Origin of the sequence: Mixta hanseatica, from assembly GCF_023517775.1 — a bacterium.
GTDB classification, from domain to species: domain Bacteria; phylum Pseudomonadota; class Gammaproteobacteria; order Enterobacterales; family Enterobacteriaceae; genus Mixta; species Mixta hanseatica.
The window spans coordinates 2980671-3003208 of record NZ_CP082904.1 but is presented as its reverse complement, the minus strand read 5'-3'; the positions used below and the strand labels follow the sequence as shown (position 1 = coordinate 3003208).

20 protein-coding genes and 1 pseudogene are annotated in these 22538 nt (G+C 58.2%); 15 read left to right on the top strand and 6 right to left on the bottom strand.

What is annotated here, in order from left to right:
• Window positions 1-30 precede the first annotated feature (30 nt).
• A complete protein-coding gene (gene mlaA, locus K6958_RS14265) occupies window positions 31-792 on the top strand; it encodes a phospholipid-binding lipoprotein MlaA (protein ID WP_249891753.1) in 762 nt (253 codons plus the stop codon).
• Between the two features lie 104 nt (window positions 793-896).
• Here mlaA and fadL read toward each other — a convergent pair whose 3' ends face one another.
• Window positions 897-2237 (bottom strand): long-chain fatty acid transporter FadL, encoded by a 1341-nt coding sequence (fadL, locus tag K6958_RS14260; protein ID WP_249891752.1) that lies wholly within the window; start codon window positions 2235-2237, stop codon window positions 897-899.
• A gap of 346 nt (window positions 2238-2583) precedes the next feature.
• On the opposite strand from fadL, the gene K6958_RS14255 reads away from it, so the two are divergent.
• From K6958_RS14255 to sixA, 4 genes are all read left to right on the top strand, one after another.
• The gene (locus K6958_RS14255) at window positions 2584-2880 is read left to right on the top strand and encodes a YfcZ/YiiS family protein (protein WP_249891751.1); all 297 of its coding nucleotides are present in this window, start codon (window positions 2584-2586) and stop codon (window positions 2878-2880) included.
• Window positions 2881-3152: 272 nt separating this feature from the next.
• On the top strand, window positions 3153-4463 hold the full coding sequence (gene fadI / locus K6958_RS14250) for an acetyl-CoA C-acyltransferase FadI (RefSeq protein WP_249891750.1): 1311 nt from the start codon (window positions 3153-3155) through the stop codon (window positions 4461-4463).
• A gap of 4 nt (window positions 4464-4467) precedes the next feature.
• Window positions 4468-6588: a fatty acid oxidation complex subunit alpha FadJ gene (gene fadJ / locus K6958_RS14245; protein WP_249891749.1), complete on the top strand. Its 2121-nt coding sequence runs from the start codon at window positions 4468-4470 to the stop codon at window positions 6586-6588.
• Window positions 6589-6780: 192 nt separating this feature from the next.
• Entirely contained in the window at window positions 6781-7263 is a 483-nt protein-coding gene (gene sixA, locus K6958_RS14240) for a phosphohistidine phosphatase SixA (protein ID WP_249891748.1), read from the top strand.
• A 12-nt stretch (window positions 7264-7275) separates the two neighbouring features.
• Here the strand turns inward: sixA and smrB are convergent, their stop codons facing one another.
• A complete protein-coding gene (gene smrB / locus K6958_RS14235; RefSeq protein ID WP_249894700.1) occupies window positions 7276-7824 on the bottom strand; it encodes an endonuclease SmrB in 549 nt (182 codons plus the stop codon).
• 165 nt (window positions 7825-7989) lie between these two features.
• On the opposite strand from smrB, the gene prmB reads away from it, so the two are divergent.
• From prmB to K6958_RS14205, 6 genes are all read left to right on the top strand, one after another.
• Window positions 7990-8922, top strand: coding sequence for a 50S ribosomal protein L3 N(5)-glutamine methyltransferase (gene prmB, locus K6958_RS14230; RefSeq protein WP_249891747.1), 933 nt, complete (start codon window positions 7990-7992; stop codon window positions 8920-8922).
• 21 nt (window positions 8923-8943) lie between these two features.
• Window positions 8944-10029, top strand: coding sequence for a chorismate synthase (aroC, locus tag K6958_RS14225; RefSeq protein WP_249891746.1), 1086 nt, complete (start codon window positions 8944-8946; stop codon window positions 10027-10029).
• 2 nt (window positions 10030-10031) lie between these two features.
• Entirely contained in the window at window positions 10032-10856 is an 825-nt protein-coding gene (gene mepA, locus K6958_RS14220) for a penicillin-insensitive murein endopeptidase (protein WP_249891745.1), read from the top strand.
• Window positions 10857-10864: 8 nt separating this feature from the next.
• On the top strand, window positions 10865-11668 hold the full coding sequence (locus K6958_RS14215) for a TSUP family transporter (protein ID WP_249891744.1): 804 nt from the start codon (window positions 10865-10867) through the stop codon (window positions 11666-11668).
• 64 nt (window positions 11669-11732) lie between these two features.
• Complete coding sequence (locus K6958_RS14210; RefSeq protein ID WP_249891743.1) at window positions 11733-12281, top strand: elongation factor P hydroxylase; 549 nt, start codon at window positions 11733-11735, stop codon at window positions 12279-12281.
• Window positions 12282-12310: 29 nt separating this feature from the next.
• Complete coding sequence (locus K6958_RS14205) at window positions 12311-12592, top strand: YfcL family protein (protein WP_085070971.1); 282 nt, start codon at window positions 12311-12313, stop codon at window positions 12590-12592.
• 214 nt (window positions 12593-12806) lie between these two features.
• On the opposite strand, the gene mnmC is transcribed toward K6958_RS14205, so the two are convergent.
• Window positions 12807-14816 carry a bifunctional tRNA (5-methylaminomethyl-2-thiouridine)(34)-methyltransferase MnmC2/FAD-dependent 5-carboxymethylaminomethyl-2-thiouridine(34) oxidoreductase MnmC1 gene (mnmC, locus tag K6958_RS14200; RefSeq protein ID WP_249891742.1) on the bottom strand — a complete coding sequence of 670 codons (2010 nt, stop codon included), beginning with the start codon at window positions 14814-14816 and terminating at the stop codon, window positions 12807-12809.
• Window positions 14817-14976: 160 nt separating this feature from the next.
• Between mnmC and fabB the strand changes: the two genes are divergently transcribed.
• Both fabB and K6958_RS14190 read left to right on the top strand, forming a co-directional pair.
• Window positions 14977-16194: a beta-ketoacyl-ACP synthase I gene (gene fabB, locus K6958_RS14195; protein ID WP_249891741.1), complete on the top strand. Its 1218-nt coding sequence runs from the start codon at window positions 14977-14979 to the stop codon at window positions 16192-16194.
• 177 nt (window positions 16195-16371) lie between these two features.
• Window positions 16372-17562 (top strand): MFS transporter, encoded by a 1191-nt coding sequence (locus tag K6958_RS14190; protein ID WP_249891740.1) that lies wholly within the window; start codon window positions 16372-16374, stop codon window positions 17560-17562.
• Window positions 17563-17594: 32 nt separating this feature from the next.
• Here the strand turns inward: K6958_RS14190 and pdxR are convergent, their stop codons facing one another.
• Entirely contained in the window at window positions 17595-19019 is a 1425-nt protein-coding gene (pdxR, locus tag K6958_RS14185; RefSeq protein ID WP_434085170.1) for a MocR-like pyridoxine biosynthesis transcription factor PdxR, read from the bottom strand.
• 87 nt (window positions 19020-19106) lie between these two features.
• Between pdxR and K6958_RS14180 the strand changes: the two genes are divergently transcribed.
• The gene (locus tag K6958_RS14180; RefSeq protein WP_249891739.1) at window positions 19107-19559 is read left to right on the top strand and encodes a rhodanese-like domain-containing protein; all 453 of its coding nucleotides are present in this window, start codon (window positions 19107-19109) and stop codon (window positions 19557-19559) included.
• Here K6958_RS14180 and flk read toward each other — a convergent pair whose 3' ends face one another.
• On the bottom strand, window positions 19560-20597 hold the full coding sequence (gene flk, locus K6958_RS14175; RefSeq protein WP_249891738.1) for a flagella biosynthesis regulator Flk: 1038 nt from the start codon (window positions 20595-20597) through the stop codon (window positions 19560-19562).
• A 127-nt stretch (window positions 20598-20724) separates the two neighbouring features.
• Window positions 20725-21594: a DMT family transporter gene (locus tag K6958_RS14170; RefSeq protein WP_249891737.1), complete on the bottom strand. Its 870-nt coding sequence runs from the start codon at window positions 21592-21594 to the stop codon at window positions 20725-20727.
• A gap of 125 nt (window positions 21595-21719) precedes the next feature.
• Here K6958_RS14170 and K6958_RS14165 point away from each other — a divergent pair.
• Window positions 21720-22507: pseudogene (locus K6958_RS14165) on the top strand (helix-turn-helix domain-containing protein).
• Window positions 22508-22538: the final 31 nt, after the last annotated feature.

The following is a 22538-nucleotide window of genomic DNA, read 5'->3' as shown; positions in this document are numbered from 1 at the left end:
GTAAAAACTTAATAAGACAGGGAGAAAATTATGAACTTCCGCCTGACGGGGTTGGCGCTGGCAACTATTTTGTTAGCAGGATGCGCCAGTTCACAGCATAACGACGAACCGCAGGGGCGTTCCGATCCGCTGGAAGGTTTTAACCGCACGATGTTTGATTTCAACTACAACGTGCTGGACCCTTACCTGTTGCGCCCGGTTGCAGTCGCCTGGCGCGACTATGTGCCGGTGCCGGCGCGTACCGGCGTCAGTAATTTCCTCGGCAACCTGAGTGAACCGGCGGCGATGGTGAACTCATTCCTGCGCGGCGATCCCTATCGCGGCATGATTCACTTTAACCGTTTCTTCCTGAATACCGTTCTGGGTCTGGGCGGTTTTATCGATGTTGCCGGTATGGCGAACGATAAGCTGGCGCGTGAAGAGGAGCCACGCTTTGGCGGTACGCTGGGCACCTGGGGCGTCGGCTACGGTCCTTATGTGGTTTTGCCAGGCTACGGCAGCTTTACGCCACGTGAGGATGGCGGTGATTATCTTGATACGCTCTATCCGGTGCTGAGCTGGCTGAGCTGGCCGATGACGGCGGGTAAATGGGTGCTGGAGGGCGTGGAAACGCGCGCGCAGCTGCTGGATTCCGATGCGATTTTGCGTAATACCAGCGACCCTTACGCTTTCGTGCGCAACGCTTACTTCCAGCGGCACGATTTCCTCGCCCACGGCGGCAAGCTGAAGCCGCAGGAGAACCCCAACGCGCAAGCGATTCAGGGCGATCTGGATGAGATAGACGCCGAGTAACGACAAAGAAAAAGGCGGGAGATTCCCGCCTTTTTTATAACGCTTCTGCTGCATGCGCAGGGCAACGCCATAAAGAGGCGGTGTTCCCGCCGCTTTATCCGGCATCAGAAGCGGTAGTTAAAGCTGGCGCCGTACAGCCAGGCTTTACCTTCGGAATTAAATTCGTATGGGGTGACGGCGCCATTGCGCGCGGTCGCTACCGGGTCGATACCCTCGCGCACCGTAACTTTTTGTCCGTGCATATAAGAAACGCCCACATCCACCGACGCATTCTCATTAAAAGCATACGAGGCGCCGGCGCTCAGCCACAGACGATCCTGATCCGGGATCGAAATAGAGCGTTTATCGGCCGGAACCGGGCTGTCATCAAAGGCGATACCGGTGCGGAAAGTCCAGTGATCGTCATAGAAATAAGTGGTGCCGAGCGCAATGCGGTAAGCATCGCGATAGCTTTCATCTTTATAGAACAGCTGTTGCCCGTTGCTGCCGGTGGCTTTCAGCTCCTGGAACTGGCTCCAGCTGGTATAGGCCAGACTGTAGTGCACCGCCCACTGCGGAGCGACCTTATGATAGCCTGAGATCTCCCACATTTCCGGCAGATTCAGCGTTAGCGCGCCCGGAATGGTATTGCCGCTGGTGCCGTACGGCAGATCCAGTCCCGCGCCGCCGATAATCGGATTCAGCTGTGAAGGGATAGAACTTTTATAATCGCCATCGAAATCAATTTTCACTTCAGAACGGTAGCTCAGACCGAAGCGGTTGTTTTCATCCACCTCATATAAAATACCGGCGTTCCAGCCGTAGCCCCACTCATCGCCTTTCAGGTGGGCAATCTGCGTATCGGCAGCAGCGGCAGGCAGGCCGGCAGCAGGCAGCAGGCCGCCAAGCTCGCCCATATAGCGTTCGATTTTCGCGCGGGCATAAACCGCATCGAAACCGACACCGAAGCTGAAGTGCTCATTCATGCGCCAGGCGGTGCTGAGATTAAGGTTAGTGGTCAGCAGATCGGTTTTGCCGCCGAAAGCGCCGCCTGCGTAATCATTATTAAATTCAGTCGCCAGGCCGTAATTAGTGGTCGCGGAGGCGCCCACCCACCACTGATCATTAATCGGCTGCACATAATGGATATTCGGCACCCATTGGGTTGGGGCGATATTGTTCGCACGCAGGCTATTACCCGCGCCGCTGTCACCGTCAATATTAACATCGGGATCGATAAATACCGCGCCGATAGAAAACATCGGACGATCCATTAATGCCATGGTCGCTGGGTTACGGCTGGCGGAGGCTGCCGTATCGCCCATGGCGCCCTCGCCGGAATAAGAGCGGCCCAAACCAATCGAGGAGAATTCATTGAGCTGAAAGCCCGCTGCATAAAGATTTGAGGAAGCGATTGCCACTGCAACTGCCAAAGCTGACTTTGCACACAGGTTTTTATGGTTCATGACCACAACCTCATTATGTGATTTTTATAAAATCTGTTACATCAAGTAACAAGGAGCCGGGGATTGTAGGGGCTGAAATACAACGGACAAATCAGACCAGTGCGCACAGTATAGGTCCGACCTGTGTATATGTTGCAATATTGTTTTTTAAATATTTCAAAAGTGATCGGTAAAATAAGATCCGCTTAACAAAAAAAAGCGCTTTCCTGCATCGCCCGCGAGGTTAACCTGCGTCAGATCAATATTATTCGTGATTGCGTTCACATAACTTAGTGCGGATTAAAAGGCAGGGTAAAATAGCGGACAGTTAATATTGGCTGTTTAAATAGCATAGTGGGAGAGAGCGATGAGTGATGCTTTAAATAAATGTAGCGCTAACGAAACAGCGGCCTGCTGCTGCGTTGATGTCGGTACCGTAATGGATAACAGTGACTGCACAGCGTCCTGGTCACGTCTGTTTGATAACCGTCAGCAGGCAGAAACGATGCTGGCCTCGCTCACTGAAAAAGCGCGCAGCGTGGAATCTGAACCCTGCGTTATCGCCCCGACGTTTACTGAGCAGCCGGACGGCGTGCGTCTTAATGTCGACTTTACCTTTAGTTGCCAGGCAGAAACCCTGATTTTCCAGCTCGGTCTGCGCTAAGTTCTGCCCGTCGGCGCAAAACAGCGCGCCGACTTTCTTCCTGCCCGGCGTCGGGCTTACGCTTTTATTTATTCTTTTCCGACAACGGCATGGCCGTTTTTCTTGCTTTATTTCCTCCATGGCCTTGCGGGGCTTATTTCTTCTTTGCGGCAACTGTGTCGCTGCTCTCATTTTCCGGCTGCGCCGCTGGCACCCTTTAACAAACTGATTACACTGTGCAGGTCTGACCTCTTTGGCAATGATGCTGCGGTCGCGGTTAACAGGTGAGAATAATGAGCAGAGCGCTTCCTTTGCTGACGCGTCAGGGCGATCGCATCGCCATTACCCACGGTCTTCGCACCCCTTTTGCCCGCCAGGCGACGGCGCTGCACGGTATTCCGGCAGTCGAACTGGGCCGGATGGTGGTCAGCGAACTGATGGCCCGCAGCGAAATCCCGGCGGACATTATCGAACAGCTGGTTTTCGGTCAGGTTATTCAGATGCCGGAAGCGCCCAATATCGCGCGCGAAATCGTATTAAGCAGCGGGCTTAACGTGCAGACCGATGCCTACAGCGTCAGCCGCGCCTGCGCCACCAGCTTTCAGGCGGTGGCTAACCTGGCGGAAAGCCTGCTGGCAGGCAACGTGCGCGCGGGCATCGCCGGCGGCGCCGACTCCTCCTCCGTATTGCCGATTGGCGTCAGTAAAAAGCTGGGCAGAACGCTGGTCGATCTCAATAAAGCCCGTACCCTGAGTAAAAAACTTAAGCTGTTCAGCCAGCTGCGTCCGCGCGATCTGTTGCCGGTGCCGCCTGCGGTGGCAGAGTACTCTACCGGACTGCGTATGGGCGATACCGCAGAACAGATGGCCAAAAGACATGGCATCAGTCGCGAGCAGCAGGATGCGCTGGCGCATCGTTCCCATCAGCGTGCGGCTCAGGCCTGGCGGGAAGGCAAATTATCGGATGAAGTCATGACGGCCTGGGTGCCGCCATGGCGAGCGGCGCTGCAGCAGGACAATAACGTGCGTGAAAACAGCGCCGTTGAGGATTACGCCCGGCTGCGTCCCGCTTTTGATCGTCAGCACGGCAGCGTTACGGCGGCCAACAGCACCCCGCTTACCGATGGCGGCGCAGCGGTTATCCTGATGACCGAATCGCGGGCGCGTGAACTGGGTATTACGCCGCTGGGCTATCTGCGCAGCTACGCCTTTACCGCAACCGACGTCTGGCAGGATATGCTGCTGGGGCCTTCTTACGCTTCGCCGCTGGCGCTGGATCGCGCGGGCATCACGCTGAACGATCTTACCCTGATCGATATGCATGAGGCGTTTGCCGCGCAAACGCTGGCTAATCTGAAAGTCTTTCGTGACGAGCGCTTCGCCCGTGACGTGCTTAATCGTCCTCAGGCGCTGGGAGAAGTAGATGAAAACAAATTTAATGTTCTTGGCGGCTCGATCGCCTATGGACATCCTTTTGCCGCAACCGGCGCGCGCATGATTACCCAAACCCTGAATGAGCTGCGGCGGCGCGGTGGCGGCCTGGGCCTGGTTACCGCCTGTGCAGCAGGCGGGCTGGGCGCGGCAATGGTACTGGAGGTTGAATAAGGTCATGGAACAGCAATCTGCATTTCATCTGAGCATGCGCAGCGATAACGTCGGCGTCATTACGATTGACGTGCCTGATGAAAAAATGAATACCCTGAAGGCGGCCTTTATTCAGCAAATCCGTGACGTTATTAGCCTGGCGCGGCAGAACCCGGCGCTGGCCGGGCTGGTGTTTATTTCCGGCAAGCCAGACTCCTTTATTGCCGGCGCGGATATTAGCATGATCGACCAGTGCCGCAGCGCCGACGAGGCACGCAAATTGGCCGAGCAGGGGCAGCGCGTCATGTCAGAGATAGCGGCGCTGCCGGTGCCGGTGGTGGCCGCCATCCACGGCGCCTGCCTGGGCGGCGGGCTGGAGCTGGCGCTGGCCTGTGATCGACGTGTTTGTACCCTTGATGAAAAAACCCGCCTTGGGCTGCCGGAAGTGCAGCTGGGGCTGCTGCCCGGCAGCGGCGGCACACAGCGGCTGCCGCGTTTAATTGGCGCGTCGCAGGCGTTAAATCTGATCCTTACCGGTAAAAACCTGCGGGCAAAACAGGCGCTGAAGCTGGGGCTGGTGGATGAGGCGGTACCGCACAGCATTCTGCTGCAGGCGGCGGTCACATTGGCGCTGAAAGGCAAGAGGCCGCGTCGCCCGCTGCCGCTGCGTGAACGCCTACTGAACGGACCAGCGGGACGCGCCATTCTGTTTCAGCTGGCGGCACGTCAGAGCGAGGCGCAAACGCACGGCAATTATCCGGCTACGCGGCGCATTCTTGAGGCGGTCAGGACCGGGCTGGAGCAGGGGATACGCGCCGGCCATGAGACCGAGGCGCTCGCCTTTGGCGAACTGACTATGACGCCGCAGTCCGTCGCGCTGCGCCAGATTTTCTTTGCCAGCACCGCGCTGAAAAAAGAGTACGACGCCGAATCGGTAACGCTGCGCAGCATTGGCGTGCTGGGCGGCGGGCTGATGGGCGGCGGCATCGCGGCCGTTACCGCCACCAAAGCGGGACTGCCGGTGCGTATTAAAGATATTAGCGTGGAGGGGATTAACCATGCGATGAAATACAGCTGGGATTTGCTGAGTAAGAAGGTTAAACGGCGACAGCTTAGCGCTGCTGGCCGGCAGCAGCAGATGGCCCTGATTACCGGCAGCACCGACTACCGTGGTTTTAGCCAGCGCGACCTGGTTATCGAAGCGGTGTTTGAAGATCTCGGCTTAAAACAGCAGATGGTGGCGGAGGTGGAGCAGCACTGCGCCGCGCATACCGTTTTCGCCTCGAATACCTCATCTTTACCGATTGCGCAGATCGCAGCGCACGCGCTGCGCCCGGAAAAGGTGATTGGCCTGCACTACTTCAGTCCGGTTGATAAAATGCCGCTGGTAGAAGTCATTCCGCATGCAACCACCTCCGCCCATACTATCGCGACGACCGTGGCGCTGGCGAAGCGGCAGGGCAAAACGGCGATTGTGGTGGCCGACCGTCCTGGTTTTTACGTGAATCGCATCCTGGCGCCCTATATTAATGAGGCGATGCGTTGCGTGCTGGAAGGCGAGCCGATTGATGTGGTGGATAAGGCGCTGATCGCATTCGGTTTCCCGGTTGGGCCGGTACAGTTGCTGGATGAGGTGGGGATCGATGTCGGCACGAAAATCCTGCCGATTCTGGAACAGGAATATGGCATGCGTTTCGCCGCACCGGAGGCGTTTGCCGCCGTGCTGAACGACAACCGCAAAGGACGTAAGAACGGGCGCGGTTTTTATCGCTATAACAGAGGTAAAAAACGGCCTGATAAAAGCATTTATGCCCTGCTGCATATTCAGCCGCAGCACCGGCTGGACGGCGCATTGATCGCGCAACGCTGCATGATGATGATGTTAAATGAGGCGGCGCGCTGCCTGGAGGAAGGCGTTATTCGCAGCCCGCGCGACGGCGATATAGGCGCGGTATTCGGCATCGGTTTTCCGCCTTTCCTCGGCGGCCCTTATCGCTACATGGATAGCCTGGGCGCGGCCAATGTGGTTAACACATTAGCCAGTCTGATGCATCAGTATGGCGATCGTTTTGCGCCTTGCGAAGCGCTTCGTCAGCGCGCTGAACGCGGCGAAAACTTTTACAAATCCCCCGCCGCAAATGAATAACCATAATGATTCAGCGGTTTAGGCCGAGCGCGATTTTATTGCGTCGGTCGGCAGATCCCGACAATAGCTCGTTTAATAAACAATCGGTTGACTATACTCAAGTCATTAGGTTACAACACAGCGTTCATTCGCAGAATGGAGCGTCGGGCAGCCTGATGATCCGACGATTTTGTTAAACAACAGCGGTGCTTTATGCAAGTTTTTATCATGCGTCACGGCGACGCTGCACTTGAGGCAGCCAGTGATTCGGTTAGGCCTCTGACCCATTGTGGTTGTGATGAATCACGCCAAATGGCGAGCTGGCTGAACAGTCAGACTCTGGATATTGAACGGGTGCTGGTTAGCCCCTATCTACGGGCGGAACAGACGTTAACCACGGTACGTGAAGCCCTGCGGCTGCCGCAGGAGCAAGAGGTGTTGCCTGAGCTGACGCCGGGCGGCGATCCGGCGCTGGTGGGCTGTTATTTACAGGCGCTGGCGAAAGAAGGCGTGAAATCCGTGCTGGTTATCTCGCATCTTCCTCTGGTGGGCTATCTGGTTTCGGAACTGTGTCCGCAAGAGCCGCCGCCGATGTTCGCCACCTCGGCCATTGCCTGTATTGATTTCGATGCCGGGCGCGGCGAGGGCAGCTTAAAATGGCAGGTTAGTCCTTCTAAGCTGGCAAAAGCGATGTAAATGTCTCTGCCGTCAGGGTAACTCTGGCGGTTGCCACTCTTCTACCTCAATCAACACCAGCAAAGCCGCATCGCCCCCAAAAGCTTTGGGTGCCTGATGAAACGCCATCACATAAGGATGTTGCGCCAGCCACAACGGCGTTTGCTGTTTCAACACATGTTTGCCGTGACCGTGCATCACGCTGGCGCAAAAAATGTGTTCGCGACGGCAGGCGGCAATCAACGCGCCCAGTTCCTGTTTAGCCTGCTGCTGCGTTAACCCATGCAGATCGAGAAAGATTTCCGGTGAATAGTCGCCGCGCCGCAGTTTTTTCAGTTCATAGTGGCTAACATCGCTGCGTACATAGCGCACCGGGCCTTCCTCCGCCAGCAGAGGCTGAAACTCATCCGAAAAGTAGTGGCTGTTATCTGCCTGTTCCGATAGCTGACGCTTCAGCGATACCTCCGTTTTTTTACGCACCGGCTTATGCACCAGGGTATCCTGCTTGAGCTTACGGGTGCCGGTCATCAGCTGACGAAACAGCGTCTTATCATCGTCGCTGAGCTGCTCTTTTTTCTTCATAATCTTCATTTTCTGCTGGTTGAAGGGCACAGGCTGCACGGCCTGCTGGCTACGATAACCCGCATTGTAAACAAAAGTCAGCTTTTTCACCTCGTCGCGCTGAATTCTCGCCCGCTTCATGGCAAACTACCCGCCGTAATTACGGAACGGCCTGTGGAGGGCAACGTGGACAAAATTTTCGTCGATGAGGCAGTGAATGAGCTGCATACCATTCAGGACATGCTGCGCTGGGCGGTGAGCCGTTTTGCCGCCGCCAACATCTGGTATGGCCACGGCACGGATAACCCCTGGGACGAAGCTGTTCAGCTGGTGTTGCCAACCCTTTACCTGCCGCTGGATATTCCTGAAGAGATGCGCAACGCGCGTCTCACCTCCAGCGAGCGTCACCGCATCGTTGAGCGCGTGATCCGCCGCGTTAACGAACGTATTCCGGTTGCCTACCTGACGAATAAATCCTGGTTTTGCGGCCATGAGTTTTATGTCGATGAACGCGTGCTGGTGCCGCGCTCGCCGATTGGCGAGCTGATTAACAGCCGCTTCGCCGGGCTGGTCAATCGCTCGCCGCAGCATATTCTGGATATGTGTACCGGCAGCGGCTGTATCGCCATCGCCTGCGCCTACGCATTTCCGGAAGCGGAAGTGGACGCGGTGGATCTCTCAATCGATGCGCTGGCGGTTGCCGAGCAGAACATTGATGAACACGGTATGATTCATCAGGTTACGCCGATTCGCTCCGACCTGTTCCGCGATCTGCCGAAGCTGCAGTATGATCTTATCGTCACCAATCCGCCCTATGTGGATGCGGATGATATGGACGACCTGCCCAATGAATATCGCCATGAGCCGGAGCTGGGGCTGGCGGCGGGCAGCGATGGCCTGAAGCTGGTGCGGCGTATTCTCGCTTGCGCGCCGGACTATCTGCAGGAAGAGGGCGTGCTGATTTGCGAAGTGGGCAACAGCATGGTGCATATGATGGAGCAATATCCTGACGTGCCCTTTACCTGGCTGGAGTTTGATAACGGCGGCGACGGCGTGTTTATGCTGACCCGTCAGCAAATTATCGACGCGCAGCATCATTTCAAATTCTTCAAAGATTAATCGCACAATAACGGAGCCGAGATGGCAGGCAACACGATTGGACAGATTTTTCGCGTCACCACGTTTGGTGAGTCGCATGGCATTGCGCTGGGCTGTATCGTTGACGGTGTACCGCCGGGTATTCCGCTAACCGAAGCGGATTTACAACATGATCTTGACCGGCGGCGCCCGGGCACTTCGCGTTATACCACCCAGCGACGTGAACCGGATCAGGTGCGCATTCTGTCCGGCGTGTTTGAAGGCGTCACTACCGGCACCAGTATTGGCTTACTGATTGAAAATACCGATCAGCGTTCACAGGATTACGGCGCGATTAAAGATCTGTTTCGTCCAGGCCATGCCGACTACACCTACGAGCAGAAATATGGCTTGCGCGACTATCGCGGCGGCGGGCGTTCTTCGGCGCGCGAAACCGCGATGCGCGTGGCGGCAGGTGCCATTGCGAAAAAATACCTGCATATGAAATTCGGCGTTCAGGTGCGTGGTTATCTGGCGCAGATCGGCGATGTCGCCTGTGAGCTGAAAGCGTGGGATCAGGTTGAGCAAAACCCGTTCTTCTGCCCAGACCCCGACAAGCTGGAAGCGCTGGACGAACTGATGCGGGCGCTGAAAAAAGAGGGCGATTCGATTGGCGCGAAGGTCACGGTAGTAGCGGAAAACGTGCCGGTCGGCCTTGGCGAGCCGGTGTTTGACCGTCTGGATGCGGATCTGGCCCATGCGCTGATGAGCATTAATGCGGTTAAAGGCATTGAAATCGGCGACGGTTTCGCCGTGGTTAACCAGCGCGGCAGCCAGCACCGCGATGAGATCCGCGCCAGCGGCTTCCAGAGCAATCATGCGGGCGGCATTCTGGGCGGCATCAGCAGCGGGCAGACGGTGATAGCCCATCTGGCGATGAAACCGACCTCCAGCATTACCGTGCCGGGGAAAACCATCACCCGTACGGGCGAAGAAGTAGAGATGATTACCAAAGGCCGTCACGATCCCTGCGTGGGGATCCGCGCGGTGCCAATCGCCGAAGCGATGATGGCGATTGTGCTGATGGATCATCTGCTGCGCCACCGCGCGCAGTGCGCTGACGTTTCCACCACCATTCCCCGCTGGTGATTATGAAAAAAACGTTTCTGATGCTCACCGCATTGCTGCTCAGCGCGTCGGCGCTGGCGGCGACGCCGTGGCAACGCATTACCTCGCCGATCCCCGGCTCGCCGCAGGCGATCGGTGCCTTCGCCAACGGCTGCATTGTTGGAGCCGAAGCGCTGCCGCTTAATCATCCTGCTTATCAGGTGATGCGGCCCGATCAGCGCCGCTATTTTGGTCATCCCGATCTGATTCTGTTTATCCAGCGTCTGACAACCCAGGTGCACAACCTTGGGTTGGGTCAGGTGCTGATTGGCGATATGGGCATGGCGGCTGGCGGGCGCTTCAGCAGCGGTCACGCCAGCCACCAGAGCGGGCTGGATGTTGATATCTGGCTGCAGCTGCCGAAACAGCGCTGGACGCCGCAGATGCTGCTGAAACCGCAGCCGCTGGATTTGGTCAGCGCTGATGGTAAACGCGTCGTGGCGCGCCACTGGCAGCCAGAGATCGACAGCCTGATTAAGCTGGCGGCAAAAGATGAGCAGGTGACGCGCATTTTTGTCAATCCGGCGATCAAGAAGCAGCTTTGCGCCGATGCCGGCAGCGATCGCGACTGGCTGCGTAAGGTGCGCCCGTGGTTCGGTCATCGCGCCCATATGCATGTGCGCCTGCGCTGTCCGCCGGATAGCCTGGAGTGCCAGGACCAGGCGCCTCCGCCGCCGGGCGACGGCTGCGACGCCGAGCTGGAAAGCTGGTTCGCGCCGAAAAAACCGGGCGCCGGCGCGCCGGTGAAACGTGAGCCGCCGCCGCTGCCGCCATCCTGCCAGGCATTGCTGGATAAACACTTACTTTAGGACATGACATGGACTGGTTGGTTGTCACGCCGCAGATGATAGCGGTGCTGTTTTTTGTGGCTATGCTGGCGTCGTTTATTGATTCGATTGCCGGCGGCGGCGGCCTGTTGACCGTGCCGGCGCTGCTCTCTGCCGGGCTTACGCCTGCTCAGGTACTGGCGACCAACAAGCTGCAGGCGGTTGGCGGCTCGTTTTCCGCCAGCCTCTATTTTGTTCGGCGCGGAGCGGTACTGCTGCGCGAGCAGCGTCTGAATATCGCGATGACCTTTATCGGCGCGGTCTGCGGCACGTTGTTGGTACAGCATGTGCGCTCCGACTTCCTGCGTCAGGTGCTGCCGCTGTTGATTATCGGTATCGGCCTCTATTTTCTGCTGATGCCGCGATTAGGCGAGGAGGATCGGCAGCGCCGTCTGCACGGGCTGCCGTTTGCGCTGGTGGCGGGCGGCACGGTCGGGTTCTATGACGGTTTTTTCGGTCCGGGAGCCGGCTCTTTTTATGCGCTGGCCTTCGTGACGCTGGCCGGTTTCAATCTGGCGAAATCTACCGCGCACGCCAAAGTGCTTAATTTCACCTCGAACTTCGCCAGCCTGCTGTTTTTTATCGTTGGCGGCAAAGTGGTGTGGGGCGTGGGGCTGGTGATGCTGCTGGGTTCGATTTGCGGCGCGCGACTCGGGGCGCGGATGGTGCTGTCGCGCGGGCAAAAGCTGATCCGTCCGATGGTGGTGATTGTGTCAGTGGTGATGAGCAGCAAGCTGCTGTATGAAGATTACGGCGCGGCTATCGGCCATTGGCTCACGCACCTTTTTGGATAATGCTCGTCAATGCGCACGCTTAATGCGACAATTTGCGCGTTTTTTTTCGCAGACGTTTAGGCATATGAATACTACGCACCAATACCAGCACCTGATTAATCTCTTCGATCGCTGTTTTCAGGATGATTTTCAGACGCGTCTAATTAAAGGCGACGATGAACCCATTTATCTTCCGGCGGATGAAACCTCGCCCTGGCATCGCGTGGTGTTTGCGCATGGTTATTACGCCAGCGCGCTGCATGAGATTTCTCACTGGTGCATTGCCGGCGCCGAGCGTCGTAAGCTGGTCGATTTTGGTTACTGGTATTGCCCGGACGGACGCGATGCCGTCACGCAAAACCAGTTTGAATCCGTCGAGATTAAACCGCAGGCGCTGGAGTGGATGTTCAGCGTTGCGGCGGGCTTTCCCTTCAACGTAAGTTGTGACAATCTCAATGGCGATCACGAACCGGATCGCATTGCGTTTCAGCGTAAGGTTCATGCTCAGGTTATGCACTATCTTGAAAACGGTATTCCGGCGCGCCCGGCCCGTTTTATCGCTGAATTACAGCGTTTTTATCACACGCCCCCGCTGACGGCGGCGCAGTTTCCCTGGCCGGAAGATCTGCGCTGAACGGAGGCGCGACTTAATGAGGAATTGAGATGATCGCAGAATTTGAAACGCGTATTCTGGCCCTGATTGACGATATGGTCGAGCATGCCAGTGATGATGAGCTATTTGCCAGCGGCTACCTGCGCGGTCACCTCACTCTGGCGGTAGTGGAGCTGGAAAAGAGCGGCGAGCATACTGCCGAAGCGTTACAAATCCAGGTGCAAAACAGCCTGCAAAACGCCATTGCCGCCGGTGAACTCTCGCCGCGCGATCAGGCGCTGGTGATCGGCATGTGGGATAATCTGTTTTTGCAGGCGCGCCAGCCCGCTTAGTCTTTGTTAGTAAAAGCAGCGAAGCGCACTGGCCTTATACCGTGCCTGCACGGGGGGCCAGGCAGATCGTAAAGACGCAAAAAACGTCATCCCTGACAGCTCGGCTCGCGCCGTCCCTGGCGCGGGACGCTTTACTCTTCTGCCTCGGCTTCGGAGCGAGAGTAAAAAGCGGCCTGAGGGCCGCTTTTTACTTTTTCGCCAGACTAAACGGCCTTTAGTTCACCGGTTTGCCTTTCAGCAATTTGCGCACCCAGTAACGGTTGGGGTTCAGCGCCGCCAGCGTATCGCGATCCAGCGGTATCGGCTCATCACACAGCTGCGCCGCTAACGCTTCCGCCGCCAGCGGACCGCTGCATAAGCCGCGCGAGCCCAGAGCGCCCAGTACAAACAGGCCCGGCCAGACTGGCGCGGGCGCGATCTCAGCCTGCGCGTCGCGCTGTTGCGGTAGATCGGCGTAACAGCTTATCAGCGACGCATAATCGGGCAGGTTGCCCGCCATCGGCAGATGATCGCGCGTGGCGCAGCGTACGCCATTGCGCGCTTCGCCCGCGCTAACGTCCACCGCCTCTGTCCATTCGCACTCAGGCAGACAATGCCGCAGCCGCTGCCGGTTTTCCTGCTGATCTTCTTCCCGATAGCGCACCGAGGTATCGCCGCGATGATAGCTGGCGCCAATACAGTGCGTATTAAACTGCGGGCTGACCGGCGTCAGGTAGCCTTCATAACACAGCACCTGCTTCAGGTTCGCCAGAGCGGGCGCGCTCGGAATATGGCTTACCTGGCCACTTACCGGATAGACCGGCAGCTTTGCGCTTTGCGCCAGCGAGCTGATGGCGTGGCCGTTCGCCAGCACGACATTCTGATGATGCCTTGCCGGCGTCTCGGTAAACTGTAGCCGCCAGCCGTTCTCTGCCGTTTCCAGTTGCTCTAAACGATGATGCCAGTGAACCTGTAAGCCCTGCTGCTGAGCCAGATGAAACAGCGCCGCAGTTAACTCCGCCGGCGCCAGCCAGCCGCCGGCAGGATAGTGAATGCCGCCGCAGCCGAGCGCCACGCCGGCAAGCTGCTCAGTCTGCGCCGCATCAACGCCCTGCGCCAGTGCGTCAGGCAGCGCCATCGCCAGCATTTGCTGAATTTTATCGTGGCTCTTTTGATCCCAGGCCAGTTGTGTCACGCCGCACCAGTCATGAGCAAAGTCCACCGGCAGGCTGTCATAAAGCCGCCGCGCAAAGCTGAAGGCGGCGGGGAAAAACTGCGCCAGCGCCGGATCGTGCTGGTTAAGCAGAGGATAGAGCGCGCCCTGACGGTTGCCGGAGGCATTCTGCGCCGGGGCATCATCCGCGCAGTAAAGCGTGACTGGCTTACCACGACGCAACAGCGCCAGCGCCAGCAGCACGCTGGCGATGCCGCCGCCGATAATGGCGATCTCTTCGCCCGCAGCAGGCGTGCGCGCATACCAGGGCGTAGAGTGGGGCAGCGCAGGCGCCTCGGCCAGAACGCCGCACAGCATTTCGCGTTTATGACCGAACCCTTTGCGCTTCGTTACCCGGAAGCCCGCCTGTTCCAGGCCGCGTCGCACAAAGCCCGCAGCGGTAAAGGTGGCGAAGCTGCCGTCAGCGCGCGCCAGCTGCGCCATGGCTGCAAATAGCGCGGGCGTCCACATTTCCGGATTTTTGGACGGCGCGAAACCATCAAGAAACCAGGCGTCCACGCTGCGGCGCAGACTGTCATCAAAATGATGAATAAGCGTATTAACATCGCCAAACCAAAGATCCAGCGTGACGCGTCCGCCATCTAACAGCAAACGATGGCAGCCCGGCAACGCCAGCGGCCATTGTTGGCGCAGCTGGGCGGCGTACGGCTCCAGTTCCGGCCAGCGGGCATGAGCGGCAGCCAGATCTTCCTGCGTCAGCGGAAACTTTTCCATGCTGATAAAGTGCAGGCGCTGCATTGCCGCCTGCGGCTGTGTCTGACGAAAGCGATCAAAAGCGCGCCACAGCGTCAGAAAATTAAGGCCGGTGCCAAAACCGGTTTCGGCCGCCACAAACAGCGCACGCGCATGCGTGGCGAAGCGGTCAGGTAAATTATTACCGCCCAGAAAGACATATTGCGTCTCTTCCAGGCCGTTCTGGTTAGAAAAATAGACGTCGTCAAATTCTCGGGATACAGGTGTACCCTGATCGTTCCAGTCCAGTTTTGCATGTTCTACAGGGATGTTTTTCAACGGGAATGGCTCACTTATCAGGCAGTGCCGCGATTTTAGCGAGAGCGGTCACATCACGCAAATTTACACAACTATTTTGCTGATCGGACTTGTTCGGCGTACAAGTGTAAGCTAGAGTGCCTGTCAAATCCTAATTATGATGATGGAAGAGGTATTTTTGATGAAACGTGCAGTGATTACTGGCCTGGGGATCGTTTCCAGCATTGGCAACAACCAGGAAGAAGTCCTGGCATCTCTGCGTGAAGGTCGCTCTGGCATTACCTTCTCTCAGGAGATGAAAGATTCCGGCATGCGTAGTCACGTCTGGGGTAACGTTAAGCTCGATACCACTGGCCTCATCGATCGCAAAGTCGTGCGCTTTATGAGTGATGCGTCCATTTATGCCTATCTTTCTATGGCCGAAGCGATTAAAGACGCTGGCCTGAGCGACGAAACCTATCAAAACAACCCGCGTGTGGGCCTGATTGCCGGCTCCGGCGGCGGTTCTCCGCGCTTCCAGGTATTTGGCGCCGATGCCATGCGCAGCCCGCGCGGCCTGAAAGCTGTCGGTCCGTATGTGGTGACCAAAGCGATGGCTTCCGGTGTTTCCGCCTGTCTGGCGACGCCGTTTAAAATCCATGGCGTAAACTACTCTATCAGCTCCGCCTGCGCCACTTCCGCGCACTGTATCGGTAACGCCGTAGAACAGATTCAGTTGGGCAAACAGGACATCGTTTTTGCCGGCGGCGGCGAAGAGCTGTGCTGGGAAATGGCCTGTGAATTCGATGCAATGGGCGCGCTTTCCACACGCTACAACGACACGCCGGAAAAAGCCTCCCGTACCTATGATGCTAATCGCGACGGTTTCGTTATCGCCGGCGGCGGCGGCATGGTAGTGGTTGAAGAGCTGGAGCATGCGCTGGCGCGCGGTGCGCATATCTACGCAGAGATCGTCGGTTACGGCGCGACTTCTGATGGCGCAGATATGGTTGCTCCGTCAGGCGAAGGCGCTGTGCGCTGCATGAAAATGGCGATGCAGGGCGTGGATACCCCCATCGACTATATCAACACCCACGGCACCTCTACGCCGGTTGGTGATGCGAAAGAGCTGGGCGCCATCCGTGAAGTGTTTGGCGAAAATCAGCCGGCCATCTCCGCAACCAAAGCGATGACCGGTCACTCACTGGGCGCCGCAGGCGTACAGGAAGCAATCTACAGCCTGCTGATGCTGGAACACGGCTTTATTGCCCCGAGCATCAACGTTGAAGAACTCGATCCGGTAGCGGAAGGGATGAATATCGTCACCACGCCGACCGAACGTAAGCTGACCACAGTCATGTCTAACAGCTTCGGCTTTGGTGGCACTAATGCCACGTTGACGCTGCGTAAATATCAGTAACGGCATACTAAAAAAGCCCGGCGCAAGCCGGGCTTTTTTATGCCTGCTAGTTTAAATCGTCATGATAGCGCGCCAGCCGCTCAGGTTAACCCGCGCCCCAAAGTCAGCGCTCTGCTGGCGCCGTGGACGCGCATATTAACCGGCCTGCGCCAGTAATATTCAGGAGAGACGTGACGAATGTCCAGGACAACAACCCACTCTTCCCACAGTACCGCGTTAGTGGCCTGTACCTCCTTTGCGGTGTTTTTAACCTATCTGACCGCCGGCCTGGCACTGCCGGTTATCCCGTTATTCGTACATCAGGAGCTGGGCTACAGCAACATGATGGTTGGCGTGGCGGTGGGCATCCAGTTTTTCGCTACGCTGCTGACGCGCGGCCTGGCCGGAAAGCGGGCCGATCGCCGCGGCGCAAAAATCACTACTCAGCAGGGCATGATGGCGATTGCGCTGGTTGGCGTCGCCTATTTACTGGCGGCCCAGCTTGCGCTACCCGCGGCGGGAAAATTTGCGCTGCTGGTGGCAGGACGCCTGCTGTTAGGGTTCGGCGAAAGCCTGTTGTTAACCGGCAACATGACCTGGGGACTGGGACTGGTGGGGCCGAAGCGCTCCGGCCTGGTGATGTCCTGGAACGGCATGGCGATCTATGGCGCGCTGGCGGCCGGCGCGCCGCTGGGGCTGTGGATCCATGCGCACTGGGGATTTAGCGGGTTAGGCTACGTTGCGCTTATTCTGCCGCTGTTGTCGCTGGCATTGAATTACGGGGTGCCGGCGGTACCGACCCAGAGCGGTGAACGTCCTTCTCTGAGGCGCGTGGTGAGGCAGATCCTGTCGCCGGGCAGTGCGCTGGCGTTACAGGGCGTGGGTTTTGCAGTGATCGGTACCTTTACCTCGCTGTGGTTTGCTGAACGTCACTGGGGCAATGCGGGGTTCGCCCTGAGCGCGTTTGGCGGCGCATTTGTTCTGATGCGCATCTTTTTTGGCGGCCTTCCCGATCGGCTGGGCGGCATTCGCGTGGCGGTGATTTCGCTGGCTATTGAGGCGGCCGGACTGGCGCTGCTCGGCTTTTCCTTCAATAGCTGGATGGCCCTGGCAGGGGCGGCGCTGACCGGCTGCGGCTGTTCGCTGGTGTTCCCGGCGCTGGGCGTAGAGGTGGTAAAACGTGTCGCGCCTCAGGTGCGCGGCACGGCCCTTGGCGGATTCGCCGCCTTTCAGGACGTGGCTTACGGCGCCAGTGGACCGTTGACCGGCCTGCTGGCGACCTCGCTGGGTTACGGCTCTGTTTATCTTGCCGCCGCCGCCTGCGCCGTGAGCGGGCTGCTGCTGACGCTATGGATGTCGCGCCCGGCAAAAACGCCGCCCGCGACGTGAACTTTTCTTGTTAGCGTTGACGGCGTGCCGGTTTAAAAAAGCGTCGCCAGCCGGTTTACGCCGCTAATAATTTCCGCGCGTTCCAGCGCGGAAAAGCCTAATAGCCAGCCCTGCTGTTGGGGCGGCTGATTAAACCAACAGCTGGCCAGACGCGGCAGCAATAGCTGTTGTGCCGCTGCTCGCGCAGTCAAATCTGCCTCATCGCCCTCGTGCAGTAAAACCGTCATCTGCAGACCGCCGCGACAGGGCAATAGCTCCAACTGGTCGGGCAACAGAGCGCTAAGCCGCTCCTGCAGCAAATCTCGGCGGCTGTGATAAAGCTGACGCATCAAGCGCAGGTGCGCCGCGTAGTGCCCCTGTTCAATAAAGGCGGCGGTAACCGCCTGCGGCAGCTGCGCGCTGTGCCCATCCATCACGCTGCGTAAACGGATCAGCGGTGTGACCAGCGGCTCTGGCACTACCATCCACGCCAGACGCAGCGAAGGAAACAGCGATTTGGAAAAGGTGCCGAGATAAATGGTGCGCTGCGGGGCCAGTCCCTGCATGGCGGGCATCGGCTGCGCGTCGTACCAAAATTCGCTGTCGTAATCATCTTCAATAATCCAGCTTTGCCGCTTTTCCGCCAGCGCCAGCCATGCCAGCCGACGCTCAAGGCTAAGCGCCGATCCCAGCGGATATTGGTGTGAAGGCGTCAGGTAAATCAGCCGTGGCGCCCCGTCGCCGGGAAGCGCGCCCTGAGCATCAACCGCTACGCCGGTCACGCGCGCGCCGGCGCTCTGAAAAGCGTGGCGCGCTCCGGGGTAGCCGGGATTTTCCATCCATACCTCTTCACCGCTGTCGAGCAGCAGCAGCGCCAGCATCTGTAACGCCTGCTGTGAACTGGTTAGCACTATCAGCTGCTCTGGTTTACAGCGCACGCCGCGCGCCTGGCCCAGATAAGTGCTTAATGCCTGGCGCAGCGGTAGCCAGCCCTGCGGATCGCCATAGCGCATCAGCGCGTTGCCATGCAGCTTCTGCTGCCGCGCGGCGATCCTGCGCCACTGCTCGTGAGGAAAAGCGCGCAGCTCCGGCGAGCCGGCGGCAAAGGCGTAAGGAAAAGGCGGATCCTGACAGCCTCCGCTGGTCACTACCGCCGCTGCCCGGGTGGAAGGGGTAAAAGGCAGCGCCGCCGTTTCTTTGTCGGCGGCAGGCGGGCGCATGCGGATAGCGACGAAAGTGCCCTGACCGGTTGTGCGACGCAGGTAGCCCTCGCTTTCCAGCTGGCCGTAGGCGGCTTCCACCGTTACCCGCGACAGCGTTAGCTCAGCGGCCAACAGCCGAGAGGAGGGCAGGCGGCTTTCTGCCGGCAGGCTGCCTTCGCTAATGGCCTGACGCAGCGCGCTACAGAGGCGCTCGCGACGAGTAGTGCGGGTTTGCACAGCGTAAAGCATGGAGATGCGAGCACTAAGCGAAGCCATAATGGGTCTTATCAGCAAAGGATAATTGGTATCAGACATCATACCGCAGTGCCGCTATGATGGCAGAAAAACCACCGGAGAAAAAAGATGTCAGTAACTTCCAGCGTTCTCGCTTTCCCCCCACCTAACGCAGAGACCAGCGCCGCCTGGCTGGCGCAAAAACTCGCTTATTATGCAGATGCATGGGATGTAGCCGAAGATTTGGCCAACGGCGTGACGGAGATAGTGGTGATTGACGCGCGTTCAGCGCAGTCGTGGCAGGCCGGGCATATCTGCGGCGCCATGCATTTTCCGCATCGGGAGATGACGCCGGAAAAGCTGGCACTCCTTGATCGCAGTAAGGTTTATATTACCTATTGCGATGGCATCGGCTGCAATGGTTCGACAAAAGCGGCATGGAAACTGGCCAGCGCCGGGCTGCGGGTAAAGGAGCTGATCGGCGGTCTCGATTTTTGGCGGCGTGACCAGCATCCGGTGGTGACTGGCGATAGCCCGGGCGAATGGCCGCCGCAGGCTACGGCGCGTGACTGCGGTTGTTAATCAGAACAGTAGCCACAGCAGGCCGAGTACCAGCAGCACGATCAGCGCCGCCAGCGCAGGCCGGTTTGCCAGCGGCTGCAGCGGAGCCGGAAGCCAGGGCACCAGCGGATTGTAGATCGGCTGCGGATGGATATCGCTGGCTGCGCGCGACGTATCGCTTTCGCTGATGCGTTCGGCGCGGCGGGAAAACAGCAGATTCAGCAGATCCTGCGCCTGCGCAGTGGTCAGCACGGTCTGTGGCGTCGCCTGGAAATTCTGTTGGCTATACTCTTCCAGCATCTGCTGTTCAACGCGATCCAGCGGATGCTTCAGCGCGGTCTCCAGCATATGCAGCGTCGGGGCATGTTGCTGGCTTAGCGTCTGACGAACCTGCAGATATTGCGACAGCAGCGGAAAGTGGCGTAACGGGATCGGATCGCCACTTTTCAGACCGACCAGCTTCAGAGCCGATGACCACACCGTAGAAGACTGCTCGCCGGTCGCCGCCGCCAGTTTGACCACCTGCTGATTCAGCGTTTGATGCTCCGCCGGCAGCAGCGAACGATCGCTGTTACGCAACAGCTGCGGCTGCGGGATGGTCATCTGGCCGTTCTGCAACATGGTCAGCACCTGGCGCAGCTGATCCTGCGATAGCGAACTGAGTACCGTATGGCCAAACTGCTGACGAATAAAATCGCTCACCGCCTGCCGATTATTGCCCTGCGGCAGCAGCTCGGTCAGCTGCTGTAACAGCTGGCGCGTGGCGTGATTATTCTGTACCTGCGTCAGTCTGCCATTGAGGAAATTTTCAGCAGCGGGAAAGTGACGCGACTGCAGCTCGGCATCGTTCTTCACGCCAACCTCACGGCGTAATCCCGCCCACAGCTCGGGCGCCTTTAAGGTACTCAGCGACATAATCCGCACCACTAATCGTTCCAGCGTGGTGCGCTGTCCGGGAGAGAGCGGCTGTTCGCCGGGCGTGCCGCCGCCGCGAGGGGTCTGGCCGGATACAGTGGTGCGTTCGCCCTGGGGCGCGCCGGGGCCAGTAAGAGGTTGCATGGCGGAATCCTTAAAACGGCAGGTCAATATCCGGGGCGCGCCGGAAAAATAGAATAGTCCGCTATGATACCAATCCTGGCGGGGAAAATGTAGGGAATCAGGCCGGATAATTCACCGCTTGCGGCGTTTATCGCAGACCGATGCGCAGGCGCTGCGCCACCAACACCCCCAGCAGCGTAATGCCACCGCCGATAAAGTGGTAGCTGTGCAGGGTTTCATGCAAAAACAGCACGGCAATTACGGCGGTAAAAATCGGTACCAGATTCATAAAAATGCTGGTGGTGCTGGCGCCGATGCGCAGCACGCCCTGGATCCACAGGAACGGCGCGATAATGGAGGCGGGAATACCGGCAAACAGCACCAGCGGAATGTTCCGGGCCGTCAGGCTGACATCCGGCGCATGTAAAAAGCCGGGAATTAACAGCAGCACGCCAAAGAAAATCTGCATATACAGACTTTGCCAGCCCGGCAGCGTGAGCGCCCAGCGTCGCGTCAGCACGCCATACAACGCATAAGCGGTGGAAGCGGCAAACATCATCAGCTCGCCCTGGCCCATGCCGTGCGTCAGCAGCTGCGCCGGATTTCCCTGACTAACCAGCCACACCAGTCCGCCAAACGAAAGCAGGCTGCCCACCAGAATCCCCACCGTCGGCGCGACGCGTAAAATAAACACGCTTAACAGCACGGTCAGCAACGGGATCAGCGCGTTGAGGATCCCCATAAACAGGGCGGTAACGCTGTGCGCCGCGTAATAGGTCAGACACTGATACAGCACCATGCCCAGCAGACCAAGCACCAGCAGCTTCCACCAAACCTGCGCTATCGCTCGGCGATTGCACCAGACCGCAGGCAGCACAAAAGGGGTGAGCGCCAGCAAGGCCAACAGCCAGCGATAAAGCGAGATCGCCGCCGGATCGATAGCGCCAGCGGAAAGCTTGCTGACAATAGCGTTCACTGACCATATCAGCACCGCAAACAAAGGAAATAAAAAGCTCATAGCCGTTTCATGGTTTTGAATGGAGGGTGGCAGTGTACGCTTGTCCGTTTTCAGACAGATAGTTAATATCGGACAAAATTCATCACCGGCCGGACAGTTTGCCGTTCGGCGCAAACGGAGAAGAGATGGTTCAGCTTGTTTATCAGGAACCCGACGTTGCCAGCGATTTTCGTTTTTTCCTGCGCTATGAGCAGACGAATATGCGTACCGAGTATTTGTCTCATAAGCATCACTGGGGGCAGCTGATTTTTGTGGAAGGCAGCGTACTGCAGGTTGAAGTCGAGGGAAAACGCCTGCTGACGCCGGCGGCGTTTCCGGTTTGGATCCCGCCCGGACGTGAACATAGCAGTTATAACCATAAGCATGCGCGGTTGATCACCTTTAATCTTGCCGCCGAACTCTGCACAGGGATGCCGCAGCAGGTCTGTCTGATCCAGAGCGGTCCGATTGTTAAGGCGATTATGGCTGATTTCGCGGCGCGGCAACTGCAGCTGCCGCAAACCACGGCTGATTTGCGCCTGTGCGAAGCGGTGCGGGACCAGCTGCTGCAGGCGCCAGTACAGGAAAGCTATCTGCCACGCTCTGATGATAAATATCTGGCGCCGGTGCTGCAGGCGCTGGAAAATCATCCCGGCGATAACCGCCGCTGACGCAGTGGGCGCAGCAGGTTTATACCACCGAGCGTACGCTGGCACGGCGCTGCCAGTCCGAACTGGGGATGTCTTTTAGCGAGTGGCGCCAACGGCTGCGCTTTCTGCAGGCGATTTCGCTGCTGGAGCAGGGGAAGCAGGTACAGGATATCGCGCTGGAACTGGGCTACAGTTCTTCTTCTGCGCTGATCGTCATGTTTCAGCAGCAGGCAGGCACCACGCCAGAGCGTTATCGCGCGCGCCGACGGCACGTCGCGGCATGAATTCCGCCCCGGGTTATGGCAACATAACCGC

What these genes read in the sequence shown, in the direction of transcription:
- mlaA (WP_249891753.1), top strand. Translation starts at nt 31, where the DNA reads ATGAACTTCCGCCTGACGGGGTTGGCGCTGGCAACTATTTTGTTAGCA.
- fadL (WP_249891752.1), bottom strand. Translation starts at nt 2,237, where the DNA reads ATGAACCATAAAAACCTGTGTGCAAAGTCAGCTTTGGCAGTTGCAGTG.
- K6958_RS14255 (WP_249891751.1), top strand. Translation starts at nt 2,584, where the DNA reads ATGAGTGATGCTTTAAATAAATGTAGCGCTAACGAAACAGCGGCCTGC.
- fadI (WP_249891750.1), top strand. Translation starts at nt 3,153, where the DNA reads ATGAGCAGAGCGCTTCCTTTGCTGACGCGTCAGGGCGATCGCATCGCC.
- fadJ (WP_249891749.1), top strand. Translation starts at nt 4,468, where the DNA reads ATGGAACAGCAATCTGCATTTCATCTGAGCATGCGCAGCGATAACGTC.
- sixA (WP_249891748.1), top strand. Translation starts at nt 6,781, where the DNA reads ATGCAAGTTTTTATCATGCGTCACGGCGACGCTGCACTTGAGGCAGCC.
- smrB (WP_249894700.1), bottom strand. Translation starts at nt 7,824, where the DNA reads ATGAAGAAAAAAGAGCAGCTCAGCGACGATGATAAGACGCTGTTTCGT.
- aroC (WP_249891746.1), top strand. Translation starts at nt 8,944, where the DNA reads ATGGCAGGCAACACGATTGGACAGATTTTTCGCGTCACCACGTTTGGT.
- mepA (WP_249891745.1), top strand. Translation starts at nt 10,032, where the DNA reads ATGAAAAAAACGTTTCTGATGCTCACCGCATTGCTGCTCAGCGCGTCG.
- K6958_RS14215 (WP_249891744.1), top strand. Translation starts at nt 10,865, where the DNA reads ATGGACTGGTTGGTTGTCACGCCGCAGATGATAGCGGTGCTGTTTTTT.
- K6958_RS14210 (WP_249891743.1), top strand. Translation starts at nt 11,733, where the DNA reads ATGAATACTACGCACCAATACCAGCACCTGATTAATCTCTTCGATCGC.
- K6958_RS14205 (WP_085070971.1), top strand. Translation starts at nt 12,311, where the DNA reads ATGATCGCAGAATTTGAAACGCGTATTCTGGCCCTGATTGACGATATG.
- fabB (WP_249891741.1), top strand. Translation starts at nt 14,977, where the DNA reads ATGAAACGTGCAGTGATTACTGGCCTGGGGATCGTTTCCAGCATTGGC.
- K6958_RS14190 (WP_249891740.1), top strand. Translation starts at nt 16,372, where the DNA reads ATGTCCAGGACAACAACCCACTCTTCCCACAGTACCGCGTTAGTGGCC.
- pdxR (WP_434085170.1), bottom strand. Translation starts at nt 19,019, where the DNA reads ATGGCTTCGCTTAGTGCTCGCATCTCCATGCTTTACGCTGTGCAAACC.
- K6958_RS14180 (WP_249891739.1), top strand. Translation starts at nt 19,107, where the DNA reads ATGTCAGTAACTTCCAGCGTTCTCGCTTTCCCCCCACCTAACGCAGAG.
- flk (WP_249891738.1), bottom strand. Translation starts at nt 20,597, where the DNA reads ATGCAACCTCTTACTGGCCCCGGCGCGCCCCAGGGCGAACGCACCACT.
- K6958_RS14170 (WP_249891737.1), bottom strand. Translation starts at nt 21,594, where the DNA reads ATGAGCTTTTTATTTCCTTTGTTTGCGGTGCTGATATGGTCAGTGAAC.